Source organism: Variovorax davisae, from assembly GCF_030316845.1.
Classification (GTDB): domain Bacteria; phylum Pseudomonadota; class Gammaproteobacteria; order Burkholderiales; family Burkholderiaceae_C; genus Variovorax; species Variovorax davisae.
The window spans coordinates 126555-140515 of sequence record NZ_JASZYS010000002.1 but is presented as its reverse complement, the minus strand read 5'-3'; the positions used below and the strand labels follow the sequence as shown (position 1 = coordinate 140515).

At 68.4% G+C, this 13961-nt stretch carries 16 protein-coding genes; 8 read left to right on the top strand and 8 right to left on the bottom strand.

Annotated features, from left to right (window positions below; translation table 11 throughout):
- Positions 1-17 precede the first annotated feature (17 nt).
- The 3 genes from QTI33_RS04905 (at position 18) to QTI33_RS04895 (ending at position 2013) form a co-directional block, all read left to right on the top strand.
- Positions 18-650, top strand: coding sequence for a mechanosensitive ion channel family protein (locus QTI33_RS04905; RefSeq protein WP_286504663.1), 633 nt, complete (start codon positions 18-20; stop codon positions 648-650).
- Positions 651-732: 82 nt separating this feature from the next.
- A complete protein-coding gene (locus QTI33_RS04900) occupies positions 733-1296 on the top strand; it encodes an MgtC/SapB family protein (RefSeq protein ID WP_286504662.1) in 564 nt (187 codons plus the stop codon).
- A gap of 33 nt (positions 1297-1329) precedes the next feature.
- Complete coding sequence (locus QTI33_RS04895; protein ID WP_286504661.1) at positions 1330-2013, top strand: glutathione S-transferase family protein; 684 nt, start codon at positions 1330-1332, stop codon at positions 2011-2013.
- A gap of 421 nt (positions 2014-2434) precedes the next feature.
- Here the strand turns inward: QTI33_RS04895 and QTI33_RS04890 are convergent, their stop codons facing one another.
- The 3 genes from QTI33_RS04890 to QTI33_RS04880 are packed head-to-tail and all read right to left on the bottom strand — an operon-like array spanning position 2435 to position 3986.
- On the bottom strand, positions 2435-2869 hold the full coding sequence (locus tag QTI33_RS04890; protein ID WP_286504660.1) for a hypothetical protein: 435 nt from the start codon (positions 2867-2869) through the stop codon (positions 2435-2437).
- Positions 2863-3495 carry a peptidoglycan recognition protein family protein gene (locus QTI33_RS04885; protein WP_286504659.1) on the bottom strand — a complete coding sequence of 211 codons (633 nt, stop codon included), beginning with the start codon at positions 3493-3495 and terminating at the stop codon, positions 2863-2865. The genes QTI33_RS04890 and QTI33_RS04885 overlap by 7 nt, the downstream gene beginning before the upstream one ends.
- Positions 3496-3503: 8 nt before the next feature.
- Entirely contained in the window at positions 3504-3986 is a 483-nt protein-coding gene (locus QTI33_RS04880; protein WP_286504658.1) for an Hcp family type VI secretion system effector, read from the bottom strand.
- A gap of 203 nt (positions 3987-4189) precedes the next feature.
- On the opposite strand from QTI33_RS04880, the gene QTI33_RS04875 reads away from it, so the two are divergent.
- The 4 genes from QTI33_RS04875 (at position 4190) to otsA (ending at position 9529) form a co-directional block, all read left to right on the top strand.
- On the top strand, positions 4190-5455 hold the full coding sequence (locus QTI33_RS04875) for a multifunctional CCA addition/repair protein (protein ID WP_286504657.1): 1266 nt from the start codon (positions 4190-4192) through the stop codon (positions 5453-5455).
- 62 nt (positions 5456-5517) lie between these two features.
- Positions 5518-6285 (top strand): trehalose-phosphatase, encoded by a 768-nt coding sequence (gene otsB, locus QTI33_RS04870; RefSeq protein WP_286504656.1) that lies wholly within the window; start codon positions 5518-5520, stop codon positions 6283-6285.
- Positions 6282-8147 (top strand): glycoside hydrolase family 15 protein, encoded by a 1866-nt coding sequence (locus tag QTI33_RS04865; RefSeq protein WP_286504655.1) that lies wholly within the window; start codon positions 6282-6284, stop codon positions 8145-8147. Before otsB ends, QTI33_RS04865 begins: the two co-directional genes overlap by 4 nt.
- Positions 8144-9529 (top strand): alpha,alpha-trehalose-phosphate synthase (UDP-forming), encoded by a 1386-nt coding sequence (gene otsA / locus QTI33_RS04860; protein WP_286504654.1) that lies wholly within the window; start codon positions 8144-8146, stop codon positions 9527-9529. Before QTI33_RS04865 ends, otsA begins: the two co-directional genes overlap by 4 nt.
- A gap of 10 nt (positions 9530-9539) precedes the next feature.
- Here otsA and QTI33_RS04855 read toward each other — a convergent pair whose 3' ends face one another.
- Positions 9540-9953 carry an energy transducer TonB gene (locus QTI33_RS04855; protein ID WP_286504653.1) on the bottom strand — a complete coding sequence of 138 codons (414 nt, stop codon included), beginning with the start codon at positions 9951-9953 and terminating at the stop codon, positions 9540-9542.
- Positions 9954-10025: 72 nt separating this feature from the next.
- Positions 10026-10352, bottom strand: coding sequence for a hypothetical protein (locus QTI33_RS04850; RefSeq protein WP_286504652.1), 327 nt, complete (start codon positions 10350-10352; stop codon positions 10026-10028).
- A gap of 176 nt (positions 10353-10528) precedes the next feature.
- Between QTI33_RS04850 and QTI33_RS04845 the strand changes: the two genes are divergently transcribed.
- Positions 10529-11998, top strand: coding sequence for an aminotransferase-like domain-containing protein (locus QTI33_RS04845; RefSeq protein WP_286504651.1), 1470 nt, complete (start codon positions 10529-10531; stop codon positions 11996-11998).
- Between the two features lie 9 nt (positions 11999-12007).
- Here QTI33_RS04845 and QTI33_RS04840 read toward each other — a convergent pair whose 3' ends face one another.
- The 3 genes from QTI33_RS04840 to hisN are packed head-to-tail and all read right to left on the bottom strand — an operon-like array spanning position 12008 to position 13929.
- The gene (locus tag QTI33_RS04840; RefSeq protein ID WP_286504650.1) at positions 12008-12934 is read right to left on the bottom strand and encodes an ROK family protein; all 927 of its coding nucleotides are present in this window, start codon (positions 12932-12934) and stop codon (positions 12008-12010) included.
- An 8-nt stretch (positions 12935-12942) separates the two neighbouring features.
- Positions 12943-13137, bottom strand: a complete 195-nt coding sequence (locus QTI33_RS04835) for a DUF2905 domain-containing protein (protein WP_286504649.1) — start codon at positions 13135-13137, stop codon at positions 12943-12945.
- Positions 13138-13146: 9 nt separating this feature from the next.
- A complete protein-coding gene (gene hisN / locus QTI33_RS04830) occupies positions 13147-13929 on the bottom strand; it encodes a histidinol-phosphatase (protein ID WP_286504648.1) in 783 nt (260 codons plus the stop codon).
- Positions 13930-13961 lie beyond the last annotated feature (32 nt).

Sequence of the window (13961 nt, the reverse complement as noted above, 5' to 3'; positions counted from 1 at the left end):
CGCTCGCGAACCGGGCAATGAACCGAACCCTGCAAGGCCTGCGCGCCCAGCTCCCTCCCTGGGCCATCGAATGGCTCGAAGTCATCGTCCCGCTGGCGCAGGTGGCGCTGATCCTGCTGGGCGCCTGGCTGCTGGTGCGCTTCGCGCGGCGCCTGATCGAGCGCGTGACCACCGGCTACGCGTTGCACGGCAACGTGGACCTGGTCACGCGGCGCACGGTCGCCTTCCTGATCTATGGCGGCGCGCTGCTGTGGGGCCTGGAGCGGCTGGGCGTGTCCGGCACCGTGCTGTGGACCGCCTTCACCAGCTTCGCCGCCGTCGGTGCGGTGGCCTTCTTCGCCGCCTGGAGCGTGCTGTCGAACATCTTCTGCGCGCTGCTGATCTTCACCACCCGGATGTTCTGGCCCGGCGACACGATCGAGGTGCTCGAGAACGGCGAGAAGCCGGGCCTCAAGGGCCGGGTGATGGACATCAACCTGGTCTTCACCACGCTGGAGGAAAGCGGCAGCGCGCAGGGCGGGACCACGCTGAAGATCCCCAACAGCATGTTCTTCCAGCGCGCCGTGCGCCGCTGGCACGGCAGCGCGCCGGCGCTGCCGCCCACGCTCGACCTGGCGCCACGGCCCGTCGACGAGGCGCCGCCCGGCTGAGCGGCGCGAAAGTGCCGCCGTCCTACAGTCGGGCGCGCGCCGCCCGGCGACACTGCGGCCACCCCCGACTACCAGCCGCAGCATGGCCGCCTCCGTCTGGGCGGCGACCACCGAGGTGCTCGCCGCCGAGTTCTCCGACGTTCCCGATCTCCCGCAGGTGCTGCGCATCGCCGTGCGCCTGACGCTGGCCTCGGTGCTCGGCTTCCTGCTCGGCTTCGAGCGCGAGCAGCACGGCAAGGCCGCGGGGGTGCGCACCCACATGCTGGTGGCGATCGGCTCGGCGATGTTCGTGCTGGTGCCGCAGCAGGCCGGCATCCAGCCGGCCGACATGAGCCGGGTCATCCAGGGCCTGGTGGCGGGCGTGGGCTTCCTGTGCGCCGGCACCATCCTCAAGCAGGGCCGCGACGAGCAGCAGGTGCAGGGCCTCACGACCGCGGCCGGCCTGTGGATGACGGCCGCGATCGGCATGGCCTGTGGCCTCGGGCGCGAGGTGACCGCCGTGCTGAGCGCCCTGCTGGCGCTGGCGGTGCTGTCGCTGGTGCCGCGGCTGGTGGCGCTGATCGAGCGGGTGGTCGGGCCGCCCGCCGACGACGGCGCGAAGCCCCGGGTGATCGCCGCGCCGGACGACCCGGCCGGGCCCCGCTAGCATCGGGGGCTTTGCATCACCTTGGAGGCCCCCATGACCCAGCTCTACATCGGAAACAAGAACTACTCGTCGTGGTCGATGCGACCCTGGGTGCTCATGAAGCAGGCCGGCATCCCGTTCGAGGAAGTGGTGCTGCGCTTCGACTCCTTCGACACCGGCTCGCAATTCAAGAACGCCATCGGCGCGCTCAACCCGGTCGCCAAGGTCCCGGTGCTGGTCGACGATGGCCTGGTGGTCTGGGACACGCTGGCCATTGCCGAGTACCTGGCCGAGACCCATCCCGACAAGAAGCTGTGGCCGCAGGCGGTGGCCGACCGCGCCCGGGCGCGCAGCATCTGCGCCGAGATGCACTCGGGATTCGGCGGGCTGCGCGGCCATTGCGGCATGAACATCGAGGCCTCGCTGCCCGAAGTCGGCGCCCGGCTGCTGCGCGAACAGCCGGAGGTGAAGTCCGACCTGGAACGCATCGTCCAGATGTGGGGCGACCTGCTGGCACAGCACGGCGGGCCGCTGCTGTTCGGCGAGTTCACGATCGCGGACGCCTACTTCGCGCCGATCGGCACCCGCATCAAGACCTACGGCCTGCCGGTGCCCGCCGCCATCAGCGCCTACATCGAACGCGTGCAGGCCCTGCCGGGCGTCAAGGCCTGGATCGACGAGGCGCTGGCCGAGAAGGACTTCCTGCCCTTCGAGGAGCCCTACCGCAGCGCCCGCTGAGCCCCCGATCGCCCGGGCGCTCGGCCTGGTGCAGGCGGTGGGATCGTTCCACTTGTTGTGTCTGTAGAACAAAGAAACAGAATCACCTCGATTGAAGACCACTCGAATGCAGGTCCAATCCCCGAAAGAGCCGTCGCTGAATGTCAACGTTCCCATTGCATTGCAAGGAGAATAACACTCCGGCGTACCAATGTAGCTTTCGATTTGGTAAGCCTTGTTGGAATAGTTCCTAACCTGCTTGAGCGTCGGCTTAAATGCCTTGCACAACTCCTTGGTTCGTTCATCCGATTACTGGTCAATCCGTCACCTTTGATTTCCAGCTTATGAACGGTCCTGGCTTCACTGCTGACGCCTTGGGCCAGTGACAAGGCGAGAACCATGGACTTCAAGTTCCGCTATGCATTTAGCCATCACGTCGTACTCAACAATTCCCTTCGTTTCCTGCACCATACGAACAAGCGGTTGGGTCAAACCATTTGTTGTTCTTATAGAACAGATAGACGTGATCGTCTTCATTCCAAGTCAATGAGCCAGCACCGCCCGACGATATTGCCCACTCTGCCTTCCCAAGGTCGCTGAAAACGATTGTTCCCGAAGCAACGCAAGGGGCGTATCGATCGTTTGTGCCATAAGTCCTGGGGACCGAATAAGCCTTCTGAAAGTAGTTTTTTACCTGTCGGGCAGTGGGCCTGAACTTCTTGCACGCATTGTTTAACCATTCTTCCTTTGGATTCATGTTGATTCCTGTTTTCGAGATGGTTACGCTTTTGATAGTTCTGGCGTTTGCGCAAACAGATGCAAGGGTCAGGGGCAATGCAAATGCCGCAACGAAGAAGGTCCTGGTCAGATTCACCATTTTGCAGTGCTCGCCTCAGTCTCGTTCTTTCTGCCGATGGCAGGATGTCGATAAATTTCCCCCATCGAAACATTGAACGTTTCCACAAGCTCTCGAATAAGCCATTTTAGTGACGCATTTTGCCTCTCATTTACAGGCTCAAATATCTCGCGATCTGTCGGACCAGTAGCAAGTCCGGCAATTTCTACTCCAATCGCGTCTTCGTTCATTGGGAAACGGGCAGGGAAATTTTTTACTTTTTCGTTTGCGTGAATTGCTTTAGCCCTGTCGCTGTTGCCCTTGATTTTCTCCAAGGCGCGGGCGCTTTTCAGTTCAGTGGGCGCGCATTTTTGCGTAACAACACATCTTGACTGCAACGAACCTACATGGTTGGCAACCCTGAAGAGCGATGCTGTCTGATAAACCTGTCCATCCTTGTCAATCATGAAATGAGCTCCATTTGGCGCCGTGCCGTCGGGTCTTTTTTGAGAATACGAATTGAAAGCGCCCTGCGCAGTGGGGCTGTTTGTCTGGTGAACCACGATGCCATTCACCGCACTTAACTTTCCACGCTCAATGAGCGGAAATATTTTGACCTTGATCCGTTCGGCGTCAACGATTCCGACACGATCGATATAGAGTCCCATGCCACCCCCTATTTTTCGGTGTTTTTCTGGATGTCGAAGCTCATCGACACCGTGCCGCCGGAACCACCCTGCTGGTTCTGGATGGTGTACTCCTGCTTCACTCGCGCGAATGAGAGACTGACCGTCTCTCTTGCCTGCCGCATGGTGGTCTTGAGGCTGAGGGCAACCTGGGTCACGATCACATCGTCCATCGCGATCTTGAGAAACTCCAGCGGCTTCTCGCCCGCCTTTCTCACGACGAGCGTGGCCGTTTCGATGTGTTTGCCGGTCAAGCAGTGCTGCATTAGGTTAGGGCTCGCGCGGTCCACGTAATGATCGAAGGAGAAGTCATGCACGGTGGCCTTGCCCGCACCGCCTCCCGTGCCGGAGTGCATGCTGGACGCCTGCGTGACCTCCCACTCCCAATCCAGGACTTCAATTTCGTGCTTATGGGTGGCGTCTTGCGACTCACCGTTGATCCCGGTCAATTTCATAAAGATGTCTTGCGACAATTTGGCTCCTCAATCAGTGTGTTGCAGGGCGCGACAACGCGGCGCCTGAAGGATTAGCGTCCATCGCCAACACCAGGGGCAAGAGGAAAGGTCTGCGCCATCGGGGACTGCGTCTGAAAGACGCCTTGCCAGGCTGCCGTCACCACGACCCCTTTCGACGCGCCGACGCACCCATGCGGACAGCGGCGCTCTAGACTCCCGGCATGCAAACCTATCTCGTCGGCGGCGCGATCCGCGATGCGCTGCTCGGCCGCGCCGGCAGCGACCACGACTGGGTCGTGGTCGGCGCCACGCCCGAGCAGATGACGGCGCGCGGCTTCCTGCCCGTGGGGCGCGACTTCCCGGTCTTCCTGCACCCCGAAACGCGCGAGGAATACGCCCTGGCGCGCACCGAGCGCAAGAGCGCGCCGGGCTACCGCGGCTTCGTGGTGCACGCGGCGCCCGACGTCACGCTCGAGCAGGACCTGGCGCGGCGCGACCTGACGATCAACGCGATCGCGCTGTCGGCCGACAAGCTCGTCGCCTCGGACCGGCTGGACATCGACCCGGCCGACCTGGTCGACCCCTTCCACGGCCAGCGCGACCTGCAGCGCAGGCAGCTTCGCCACGTGACCGAGGCCTTCCGCGAAGACCCGGTGCGCATCCTGCGGGTCGCGCGCTTCGCGGCCCGCTTCGCCGATTTCGAGGTGGCGCCCGAGACCCTGGTCCTGATGCGCGAGATGGTCGAGGCCGGCGAGGTCGACGCCCTGGTGCCCGAGCGGGTCTGGCAGGAACTGGCACGCGGCCTGATGGAGGGCCGGCCCTCGCGCATGTTCGAGCTGCTGCGCGCCTGCGGCGCCCTCGCGGTGCTGCTGCCCGAGGTCGACCGCCTGTGGGGCGTGCCCCAGCCCGAGGCGCACCATCCCGAGATCGACACCGGCGTGCACCTCATGATGGTGCTCGACATGGCGGCCCGGCTCACGGCGCCGCTGGGCGTGCGCTTCGCCTGCCTGGTGCACGACCTCGGCAAGGGCACGACCCCGACCGACGCCCTGCCGCGCCACATCGGCCACGAGCAGCGCAGCGCCCGGCTGCTGCGCGCGGTCTGCGAGCGCTGGCGGGTGCCGGTGGAGGTGCGCGAGCTGGCCGACGTGGTCGCCCGCGAGCACGGCAACATCCACCGCAGCGGCGACCTGAATGCCGCCGCCATCGTCCGCCTGCTCGAACGCTGCGACGCCTTCCGCAAGCCCGAACGCTTCGACGAGGTGCTGCTGGCCTGCGAGTGCGACGCACGCGGGCGCCTGGGCCTGGAGGACACGCCCTACCTGCCGCGCCCCAGGCTGCTGGCCGCCCTGGCGGCAGCGCGTGCCGTGGCCACCGAACCCATCGCCCGCGAAGCCCAGGCGAGCGGCGCCGCCGGCCCGAAGATCGGCGAGGCCATCGCGCGGGCCCGGGTGGCGGCGGTCGCGGCCGCCCTGCCGGCACACTGAGTTTCGATTAGGGACATTGGCCGACGCGCCGCGGCGCGCGACTCTGCTATGGTTTTCCCTCCATGCAGAAGCCTCCCCGACTCCCGCCCGACGCGGCCCTGTTCCTCGACTTCGACGGCACGCTGGTGGACCTCGCCGAAACGCCCGAGGCCATCCACGTGCCGCCGGCCATGGTGGGGCTGCTCGGCGACCTCCGCGACCTGCTGGGCGGTGCGCTGGCGGTCGTCTCCGGGCGCCAGATCGACGTCCTCGACCGCTTCCTGGCCCCGTTGCGCCTGCCCGCCGCCGGCGAGCACGGCGTCCAGCGCCGCGATGCCGAAGGCCGCATGCAGGAGCAGCGCGCCCCCGAGCTGACGCGGGTCCTCGATGCCGCCAACGAACTGGCGCGGGTGCACGAAGGCCTGCTGGTGGAGCGCAAGCACGCCGCCATCGCCCTGCACTACCGGCTGGCGCCGCAGCTCGAAGCCGTCTGCCGCGACGCCATGGCGCGCATCATCTTCGACCAGCCGCAGCTGGAACTCATGCACGGCAAGTTCGTCTTCGAGGTCAAGCCCGCGGGCATCCACAAAGGCGGCGCCATCGCCGCCTTCATGGAAGAGGCGCCGTTCGCCGGCCGGGTGCCGGTGTTCGCCGGCGACGACACCACGGACGAGAACGGCTTCGCCGTGGTCCAGCCGCGCGGCGGCATCGCGATCAAGGTGGGCTCGGGCCCCAGCCAGGCGCTGCACCGGCTGGACTCGCCGCGGGCGGTGTTCGAGTGGCTGATCGCGGCCCGCGACCAGCTGGCCTCGCCGCCCCCTCCCCCCATCCCGAAAAGGACCGACGAATGACATCCGCCACCGCAGAGGCCGCCGCCGGAGACCACGCGGGCGCCTCCCCGACGCCCGCGCCAGGGGGCTTCGGCCCGCCGGCGCCCGCCTCGCTGGATGTCGGCGTGATCGGCAACTGCGCCTACAGCGCCCTGGTCGACGCCCGCGGCCGCGTGGTCTGGTGCTGCCTGCCGCGCTTCGACGGCGACCCGGTCTTCAATGCGCTGCTCGACCCTGGCGCGGACGCCAGCGCCTGGGCCATCGAGATCGAGGATTTCGCCTCCTCGACCCAGTGGTACGAGCCGAACACCGCGGTGCTGCGCACCCGGCTGTTCGACAGCGCCGGCCAGGGGATCGAGATCACCGACCTGGCGCCGCGCTTCCACAGCCGCTCACGCTACTTCCGCCCGCTCACGATGGTGCGGCGGGTCAAGCCGATCCAGGGCACGCCGCGGATCCGCGTGTCGCTGGCGCCGCGCTTCAACTGGGGTGCGATGGCGCCGACCATCACCCGGGGCAGCAACCACATCCGCTACGTCGGGCCCGACTTCACGCTGCGGCTCAACACCGACGCCTCGGTCTCGCACATCCTCTCGCGCCAGCCCTTCGTGCTCTCGCGCGAACACAACTTCGTGCTCGGCGCCGACGAAACGCTGACCGACGGCATCGCCGACACCGCGCGCCACTTCGAGCAGGAGACCATCGCCTACTGGCGCACCTGGAGCAAGCGGCTGGCGATCCCGTTCGAATACCAGGATGCGGTGATCCGCGCCGCGATCACGCTCAAGCTCTCGCTGTACGAGGACACCGGCGCGATCGTCGCCGCGATGACCACCAGCATCCCCGAGGCGCCGGGCAGCCAGCGCAACTGGGACTATCGCTACTGCTGGCTGCGCGACGCCTTCTTCGTGGTGCGCGCGCTCAACAGCCTGTCCGAGGTGGGCACCATGGAGGACTACCTGCGCTGGCTGTCGAACGTGGTGATCGGCTCGCACGGCGAGCACATCCAGCCGCTCTACGGCATCGGGCTCGAGCCCGAGCTGCCCGAGTCCTTCGTCGAGGGCCTGGGCGGCTACCGCGGCATGGGACCGGTGCGCGTCGGCAACCAGGCGCAGGAGCATTTCCAGCACGACGTCTACGGCAACATCGTGCTCGGGGCAGCCCAGTCCTTCCACGACCACCGGCTGCTGAGCCGGGCCGGCGTCAATGAATTCCCATACCTGGAGGCGGTCGGCGAACAGGCGATCCGGGTCTACGGCACGCCCGACGCCGGCATGTGGGAGCTGCGCACCCGGGCCCGCATCCACACCAGCTCGGCGCTGATGAGCTGGGCCGCCTGCGACCGGCTGGCGAAGATCGCGCGCACCCTGAACCTGCCCGAGCGGGCGGCCTACTGGCACGGCCATTCGTCGCGGATGCGCGAGGAGATCCTGGCCAGGTCGTGGTGCGAGGAACGGCAGGCCTTCGCCGAGAGCTTCGGCGGCCACGAGCTCGACGCCAGCGTGCTGCTGATGGTCGAGGTCGGACTCATCGACGCCCGCGACCCGCGCTTCATCTCGACCGTCGAGGCGATGGAGAAGTCGCTCTGCGACGGCCCCTACATGCGCCGCTACGAGGCCGCCGACGACTTCGGCAAGCCCGAGACCGCCTTCAACATCTGCACCTTCTGGCGCATCGACGCCCTGGCCAAGATCGGCCGCAAGGCCGAGGCACGGCAGATCTTCGAGACCATGCTGGCGGCGCGCAACCCGCTCGGGCTGCTGTCCGAGGACACCCACCCCGAGACCGGCGAGATGTGGGGCAACTTCCCGCAGACCTACTCGATGGTCGGCATCATCAATGCGGCGGTGCGGCTGTCGGCGCCCTGGGATTCGTGCATATGAGCCGCCTGGTCGTCGTGTCCAACCGGGTGGCCGACCCGCGCAAGCCGGCCGCCGGCGGCCTGGCCGTCGCGCTCGGCGAAAGCCTGCAGCAAAGCGGCGGCCTGTGGTTCGGCTGGAGCGGCGCGATCGTCGAGGAGGGCCCGACCGGCGAGGGGGAGCTTCACAGCCAGCAGGCCGGCAAGGTCACGCTGGCCACCATCGACCTGAGCCGCGAGGACCACGACAGCTACTACCAGGGCTACAGCAACGACGTGCTGTGGCCGGTGTTCCACAACCGGCTCGACCTGGCGCATTTCGATGCCGGCTTCATCGGCGGCTACCGGCGCGTGAACCAGCTGTTCGCCCGCAAGCTGATGCCGCTGCTCCAGCCCGACGACATCATCTGGGTCCACGACTACCACCTGATCCCCCTGGCCGCGGAGCTGCGCGCCATGGGGTGCCGGCAGCGCATCGGGTTCTTCCTGCACATCCCGCTGCCGCCGCAGATCATCATCGCGGCCATTCCGCAGCACGAGTGGCTGATGCGCTCGCTGTTCGCCTACGACCTGATCGGCTTCCAGGCCCAGCAGGACGTGCAGCACTTCGAGCACTACGTGCGCAACGAGGCGCACGGCGACCTGCTCGGCGACCACCTGTACCGCGCCTACGGCCAGACCGTGCGCTGCAACGCCTTCCCGATCGGCATCGACGTCGACGAATTCGCCGCGCTCACGCACGCCAAGGAATCGCGCGACATGTACGAGACCATGAAGCGCGAGTATTCGAGCCGCCGCCTGCTGCTGGGCATCGACCGGCTCGACTATTCGAAGGGCATCCCGCAGCGCGTGCGCTCGTTCCGCGAACTGCTGGCCAACTACCCCGAGAACCGCCGCAGCGCGACCCTGATCCAGATCGCCTCGCCGACGCGCGAGACGGTCGACGCCTACGGCGACATCCGGCGCGAGCTCGAATCGCTCTGCGGCGCCATCAACGGAGACTACGGCGAACTCGACTGGATGCCGGTGCGCTACATCCACCGGATGGTGGCCCGCAAGCGCGTGCCCGGCCTGTGCCGCGCCGCCGCGGTCGGGCTGGTGACGCCACTGCGCGACGGCATGAACCTGGTGGCCAAGGAGTACATCGCGGCCCAGGACCCGGCCGACCCGGGGGTGCTGGTGCTGTCGCGCTTCGCCGGCGCGGCCGAGCAGCTCAAGGAAGCGCTGCTGGTGAACCCGTACGACACCCACGGCACCGCCGAGACCGTGCAGCAGGCGCTGCAGATGCCGCTGGAAGAGCGCCGCGAGCGGCACCAGAAGCTGCTGGCGCGCATCCGCGAGCAGGACGTGCACTGGTGGCGCGAGGGCTTCCTGAGCGCCCTGCGCGCGGCGGCGAACGAGCGCTGAGCCCGCAAGCCTACTTGGGCATCTCGGCGTTGACCGGCGCCAGCACGAAGTTGATCGGCACCTCGCGCCAGGTGATGGTGCCGTCCTGCGGCAGCGGCTTGAACTGCCAGCGCCGGACGGCGTCGACGGCGGCCTGGTCGAGCCGGTTGAAGCCGCTCGACTTCTGAACCTCGACGCGCGTCGGCCGGCCGTCGGGCCCGGTCAGCACGCGCAGCAGCACCTGGCCCTGTTCGTTGTTCATCTTCGATTCGGACGGATAGACCGCCGGCGCATTGGGCGTCTGCGGCTTCCAGTCGGCCGTCTCCCCGGGGCCCACGGCCTGGCTCGCGCACCCCGCCGCCAGCAGGGCTGCGAGGAGCGGCGGGGCGAGCGTGGCGGACAGGCGCGTGCGCAAGGCACGAACGGAGGCGGCGGATCTGACCATGGGCATTCCTTTTCTTCGAAGTCGCGCACCGCGCCGAGCGCAGGCCTGCGCAGTATAGGAAGCCCGCCAGGCCTAGCCGCGCCAGGCGACCTGGCCGGTGAGCAGCTGCACCAGCCGCGCCACCAGGGGGGCGGCCGGCGCCGGCCGTGCGGCCGGCAGGGCCCGGAACTCGGCCGGCGACAGGGCGCAGACCTCGATCCAGCCGCCGCGCTCGACCACGTGGACATCGCCCGCCTGCAGCGGCGTCCTGACGCTGAACACGGTCTCGCCGAACCAGCCCGGCGGCGACACCAGGTCGACGCGGCCTTCCAGCACCCACAGCGCATGGCCGGGATCGACCGCCACGCGCAGCGCCTGGCCCGGCAGCAGCCGCGTGGTTTCGTGAAGCTCGCTTGTCATGGACACCTCGGAAGGTTGGTGGGGATGGGGTCATCGTAGGCAGGCGGGCGCTCAAAAAACAGGCACAACAACCGCCCTTCGAGGGCAGAACAGAAGCCGGTGGCGGCCTTCTGTTATGGTCGTTCTTCTAGAATCTGCATCTGTTTAAGACCGGGGGCGTGCGCCAGCATCGAGCCATGGAACAGGCACCTCTCTACCGCCAGCTGGCCGCCCACTACCTGGACGCGATCCAGGCCGGCTCGCTCAAGGCGGGCGACAAGCTGCCCTCGCTGCGGGCGCTGATGCGGCTGCACGGCATCAGCCTGTCGACCGCGCTGCAGCTGTGCCGCACCATGGAAGCCGAAGGCTGGGTCGAGGCCCGCGACCGCTCGGGCTACTTCGTGCGGCGCCCGCGCCGGCTCGCGATCGCGGCCATGGAAGAGCCCGCCGCCGACGTGGCGCCCGATCCGGCGCAGTACGTCGGCATCCATGCGAAGGTCTCGGAATTCGTCGCCCGCAGGCGCCAGGGCGAGGTGCGGATCGACTTCTCGCTGGCGCGCGGTGCGCCGGAGCTCTATCCGGCGCAGGCGCTGCAGGCGATCATGATGCGGCTGCTGCGCCAGCGGCCCGCCCTGCTGACGACCGCCGCGCCCTCGCGCAGCCTCACGCCCTTGCGCGAAGCGGCGGCGCGGCGCGGACTGCGCGCGGGCATGACGATCGCGCCCGAGGAGGTGCTGTCCACCAACGGCTGCATCGAGGCGCTCAACCTGGCGCTGCGCGCCGTGGCCCAGCCCGGCGACACGGTGGCGGTCGAGTCGCCCACCTTCTACGGGCTGCTGCAGGTGCTCGAGAGCCTGGGCATGCGGGCCGTCGAGATTCCCACCAGCCCGCAGACCGGGCTGTCGGTCGAGGCCCTGGAGATGGCGCTCGAGGCCTACGACAACATCAAGGCGGTGGTGGTGGTGCCGCATCTGCAGAACCCGCTGGGCAGCGTCATGCCCGATGCCCACAAGCAGCGCCTGGTCGCGCTCTGCGAGCAGCACGGCGTGGCGCTGATCGAGGACGACACCTACAGCGAGCTGCTCGACACCGAGACGCCGGCGCGGGCGATCAAGTCATGGGACCGCACGGGCAACGTGATCCACTGCGCCTCGCTGCACAAGATCCTGGCGCCGGGCATGCGGCTGGGCTGGATCTCGGCCGGCCGCTGGCATGGAAGGGTCGAGATGCTCAAGTACACGCAGACCCGCAGCAACGAGGAGCTCTCGCAGTGGACGGCCGGCGAGTACATGGCCACCGGCGCCTTCGACCGCCATCTGCGGCGCCTGCGCGAACGGCTGCGGGAACAGCGCGAGCGCACGGCCGACGCCATCGCGGCGCACTTCCCCGCCGGCACGCGGCTGAACCTGCCGCCGGGCGGACTGCAGCTGTGGGTGGAGCTGCCCGACCGGCTGCCGTCGATGACCGTGTTCGACCGCGCCTTGCGCGAGGGCATCCTGGTGGCGCCCGGCGCCCTGTTCTCGAACTCGTCGCGCTTCGACCACTACCTGCGCATCAATTGCGGCTGGCCCTTCACCGACGCCATCGAGGGCGGGTTGCGGCGGCTGGGGGAGATTGCTTGCGAAGCGGGGGCGGGGCGAGGGGTGGGGGTGCGGATGGCGGCCTGAGGGCGGCACTCAATCGAGCAGCGCCATCGCCCCGTAGTCGCCCACCCGGTCGCCCAGGCCCGCCGCCACCAGCACCGCCCCCCGGGTCAGGGCCGCGAGCTTGCCGTCGATCTGGGCCTGCAGCCGCGGCAGCAGGAAGTCGCGGTTGTTCCAGAACACGCTGCCGCCGAGGCTGATGCGCTGCAGGTCGAGGGTGGCGACCAGGTTGAAGAGCATCCGGCCCATCACGCGGCACAGCGCGTCGGTGGTGGCCAGGGCCTTGGCTTCGCCGCGGGCGGCATCGGCGAACAGGTCGGCCGCCGGCTCGCCGAAGCGGCGGGCGATCGCGTTGCCGGCCACCAGCCCCTCGACGTCGCCGAAATTGCCGCAGCCGCACAGCGCCTGGTTGTCGTCGTCGGACACGAAGCTGTGGCCGGCATGGCCGGCATTGCCGTTCTTGCCGCGCAGCACGTGGCCGTCGACGCACAGCCCGACGCCCACGCCGGTGCTCCAGGTGACGTAGGCGCAATGGTCGGCGCCCTGCAGCGCGCCCCAGCGGCGCTCCGCCTCGAGGGCGGCCACCGCGTCGTTCTCGACCCGCACATGGGCGAAGCGCCGCTTGAGCGGGGCCTCGATCAGCGCCGTCATCCACTGGTTCGGCAGCCCGCGCGCCGGGCCCGCGATGCCGCCGCAGATGTTGGGCGACGCCAGCTCGACCATGCCGTCGCGGATCTCGAACGGGCCGGCCGACGAGATGCCGACACGGTCGATCGAGGCGCTGGCGATGTTCTGTTCGGCGCAGGCCTCGTCGATCAGCCGCAGGATCTGCAGCGCCACCGCATCGTTGCCGCCGGTCTTGGCGGTCGGTTCGCTGCGCCGGCCGACCAGCGGCGTGTGGCTGTCGGCCGAAAGGCTCACGGCGATCTTGGTGCCGCCGATGTCGACGCAGGCTCTCATGGGTGCCTTCAGATCCATCGCGCCACCAGGGCCGCGATCATGCTCAAAACGACCGTGCTGGCGATCGGCAGCTGCCATTCGCGCCCGAACGCACGGAACTCGAAATCGCCCGGCAGCCGCCCGAAGCCGAAGCGCCGCAGCCAGGCCGTGAGCCCGCTCATGAGCACCAGGGCCAGGACGACGACGATCAGCCAGCGAATCATGGATGCAGTTTAGGCCGCGAGCAGGTCCAGCGCCTGTCGGTGGAGTTCGCGCGTGGCGGCGGCCACCACCCGGCCGTCGGACTGCAGGCCCAGCGGCCGGCCCTGCCAGTCGGTGACGATGCCGCCGGCGGCTTCGATGAGGCCGGTCGGGCCGAGGTAGTCGTAGGGCTGCAGGCCGGTCTCGACCACCAGGTCGATGGTGCCGCCGGCCAATTGGGCGTAGCCGTAGCAGTCGCCGCCGAAGCGGCGCATCGCGCAGCGGCGGCTCAGCCGCTCGAAGGCGGTCCAGTCGGCGGCGTCGAAGATGTCGGGCGAGGTGGTCACGATGCGGGACTCGGCCACGGTGGCGCAGGTGCTGACGCGCACCGCGCGCCCGTTGCGCTGGGCCCCGGCGCCGGCCTGGCCGACCCAGCGCTCGCCGAGCACCGGCATGTCGACCATGCCGAGTTCCACCCGGCCGTCGCGCAGCAAGCCGATCAAGGTGCCCCAGAGCGGCGAGCCCGTGATGAAGCTGCGCGTGCCGTCGATCGGGTCGAGCACCCAGACGCGCTCGGCATCGACCCGCTCCAGCCCGTGCTCCTCGCCGTAGATGCCGTCGGCCGGGCGTTCGGCGCCGAGGATCTCGCGCATCGCGGCCTCGGCGGCGCGGTCGGCCTGGGTCACGGGGCTTTCGTCGGCCTTCGAGATGACGTCGAGCGGGGTGCGGAACAGGCGCATCGAGTGCGAGGCCGCCGCATCGGCCAGGGCGTGGGCGACGCGCAGGTCGTCGGCCGGGGTGAAGGTGGAACTCATGGGAGGATTAGAACCCAGCCTCCGCCGCAGCC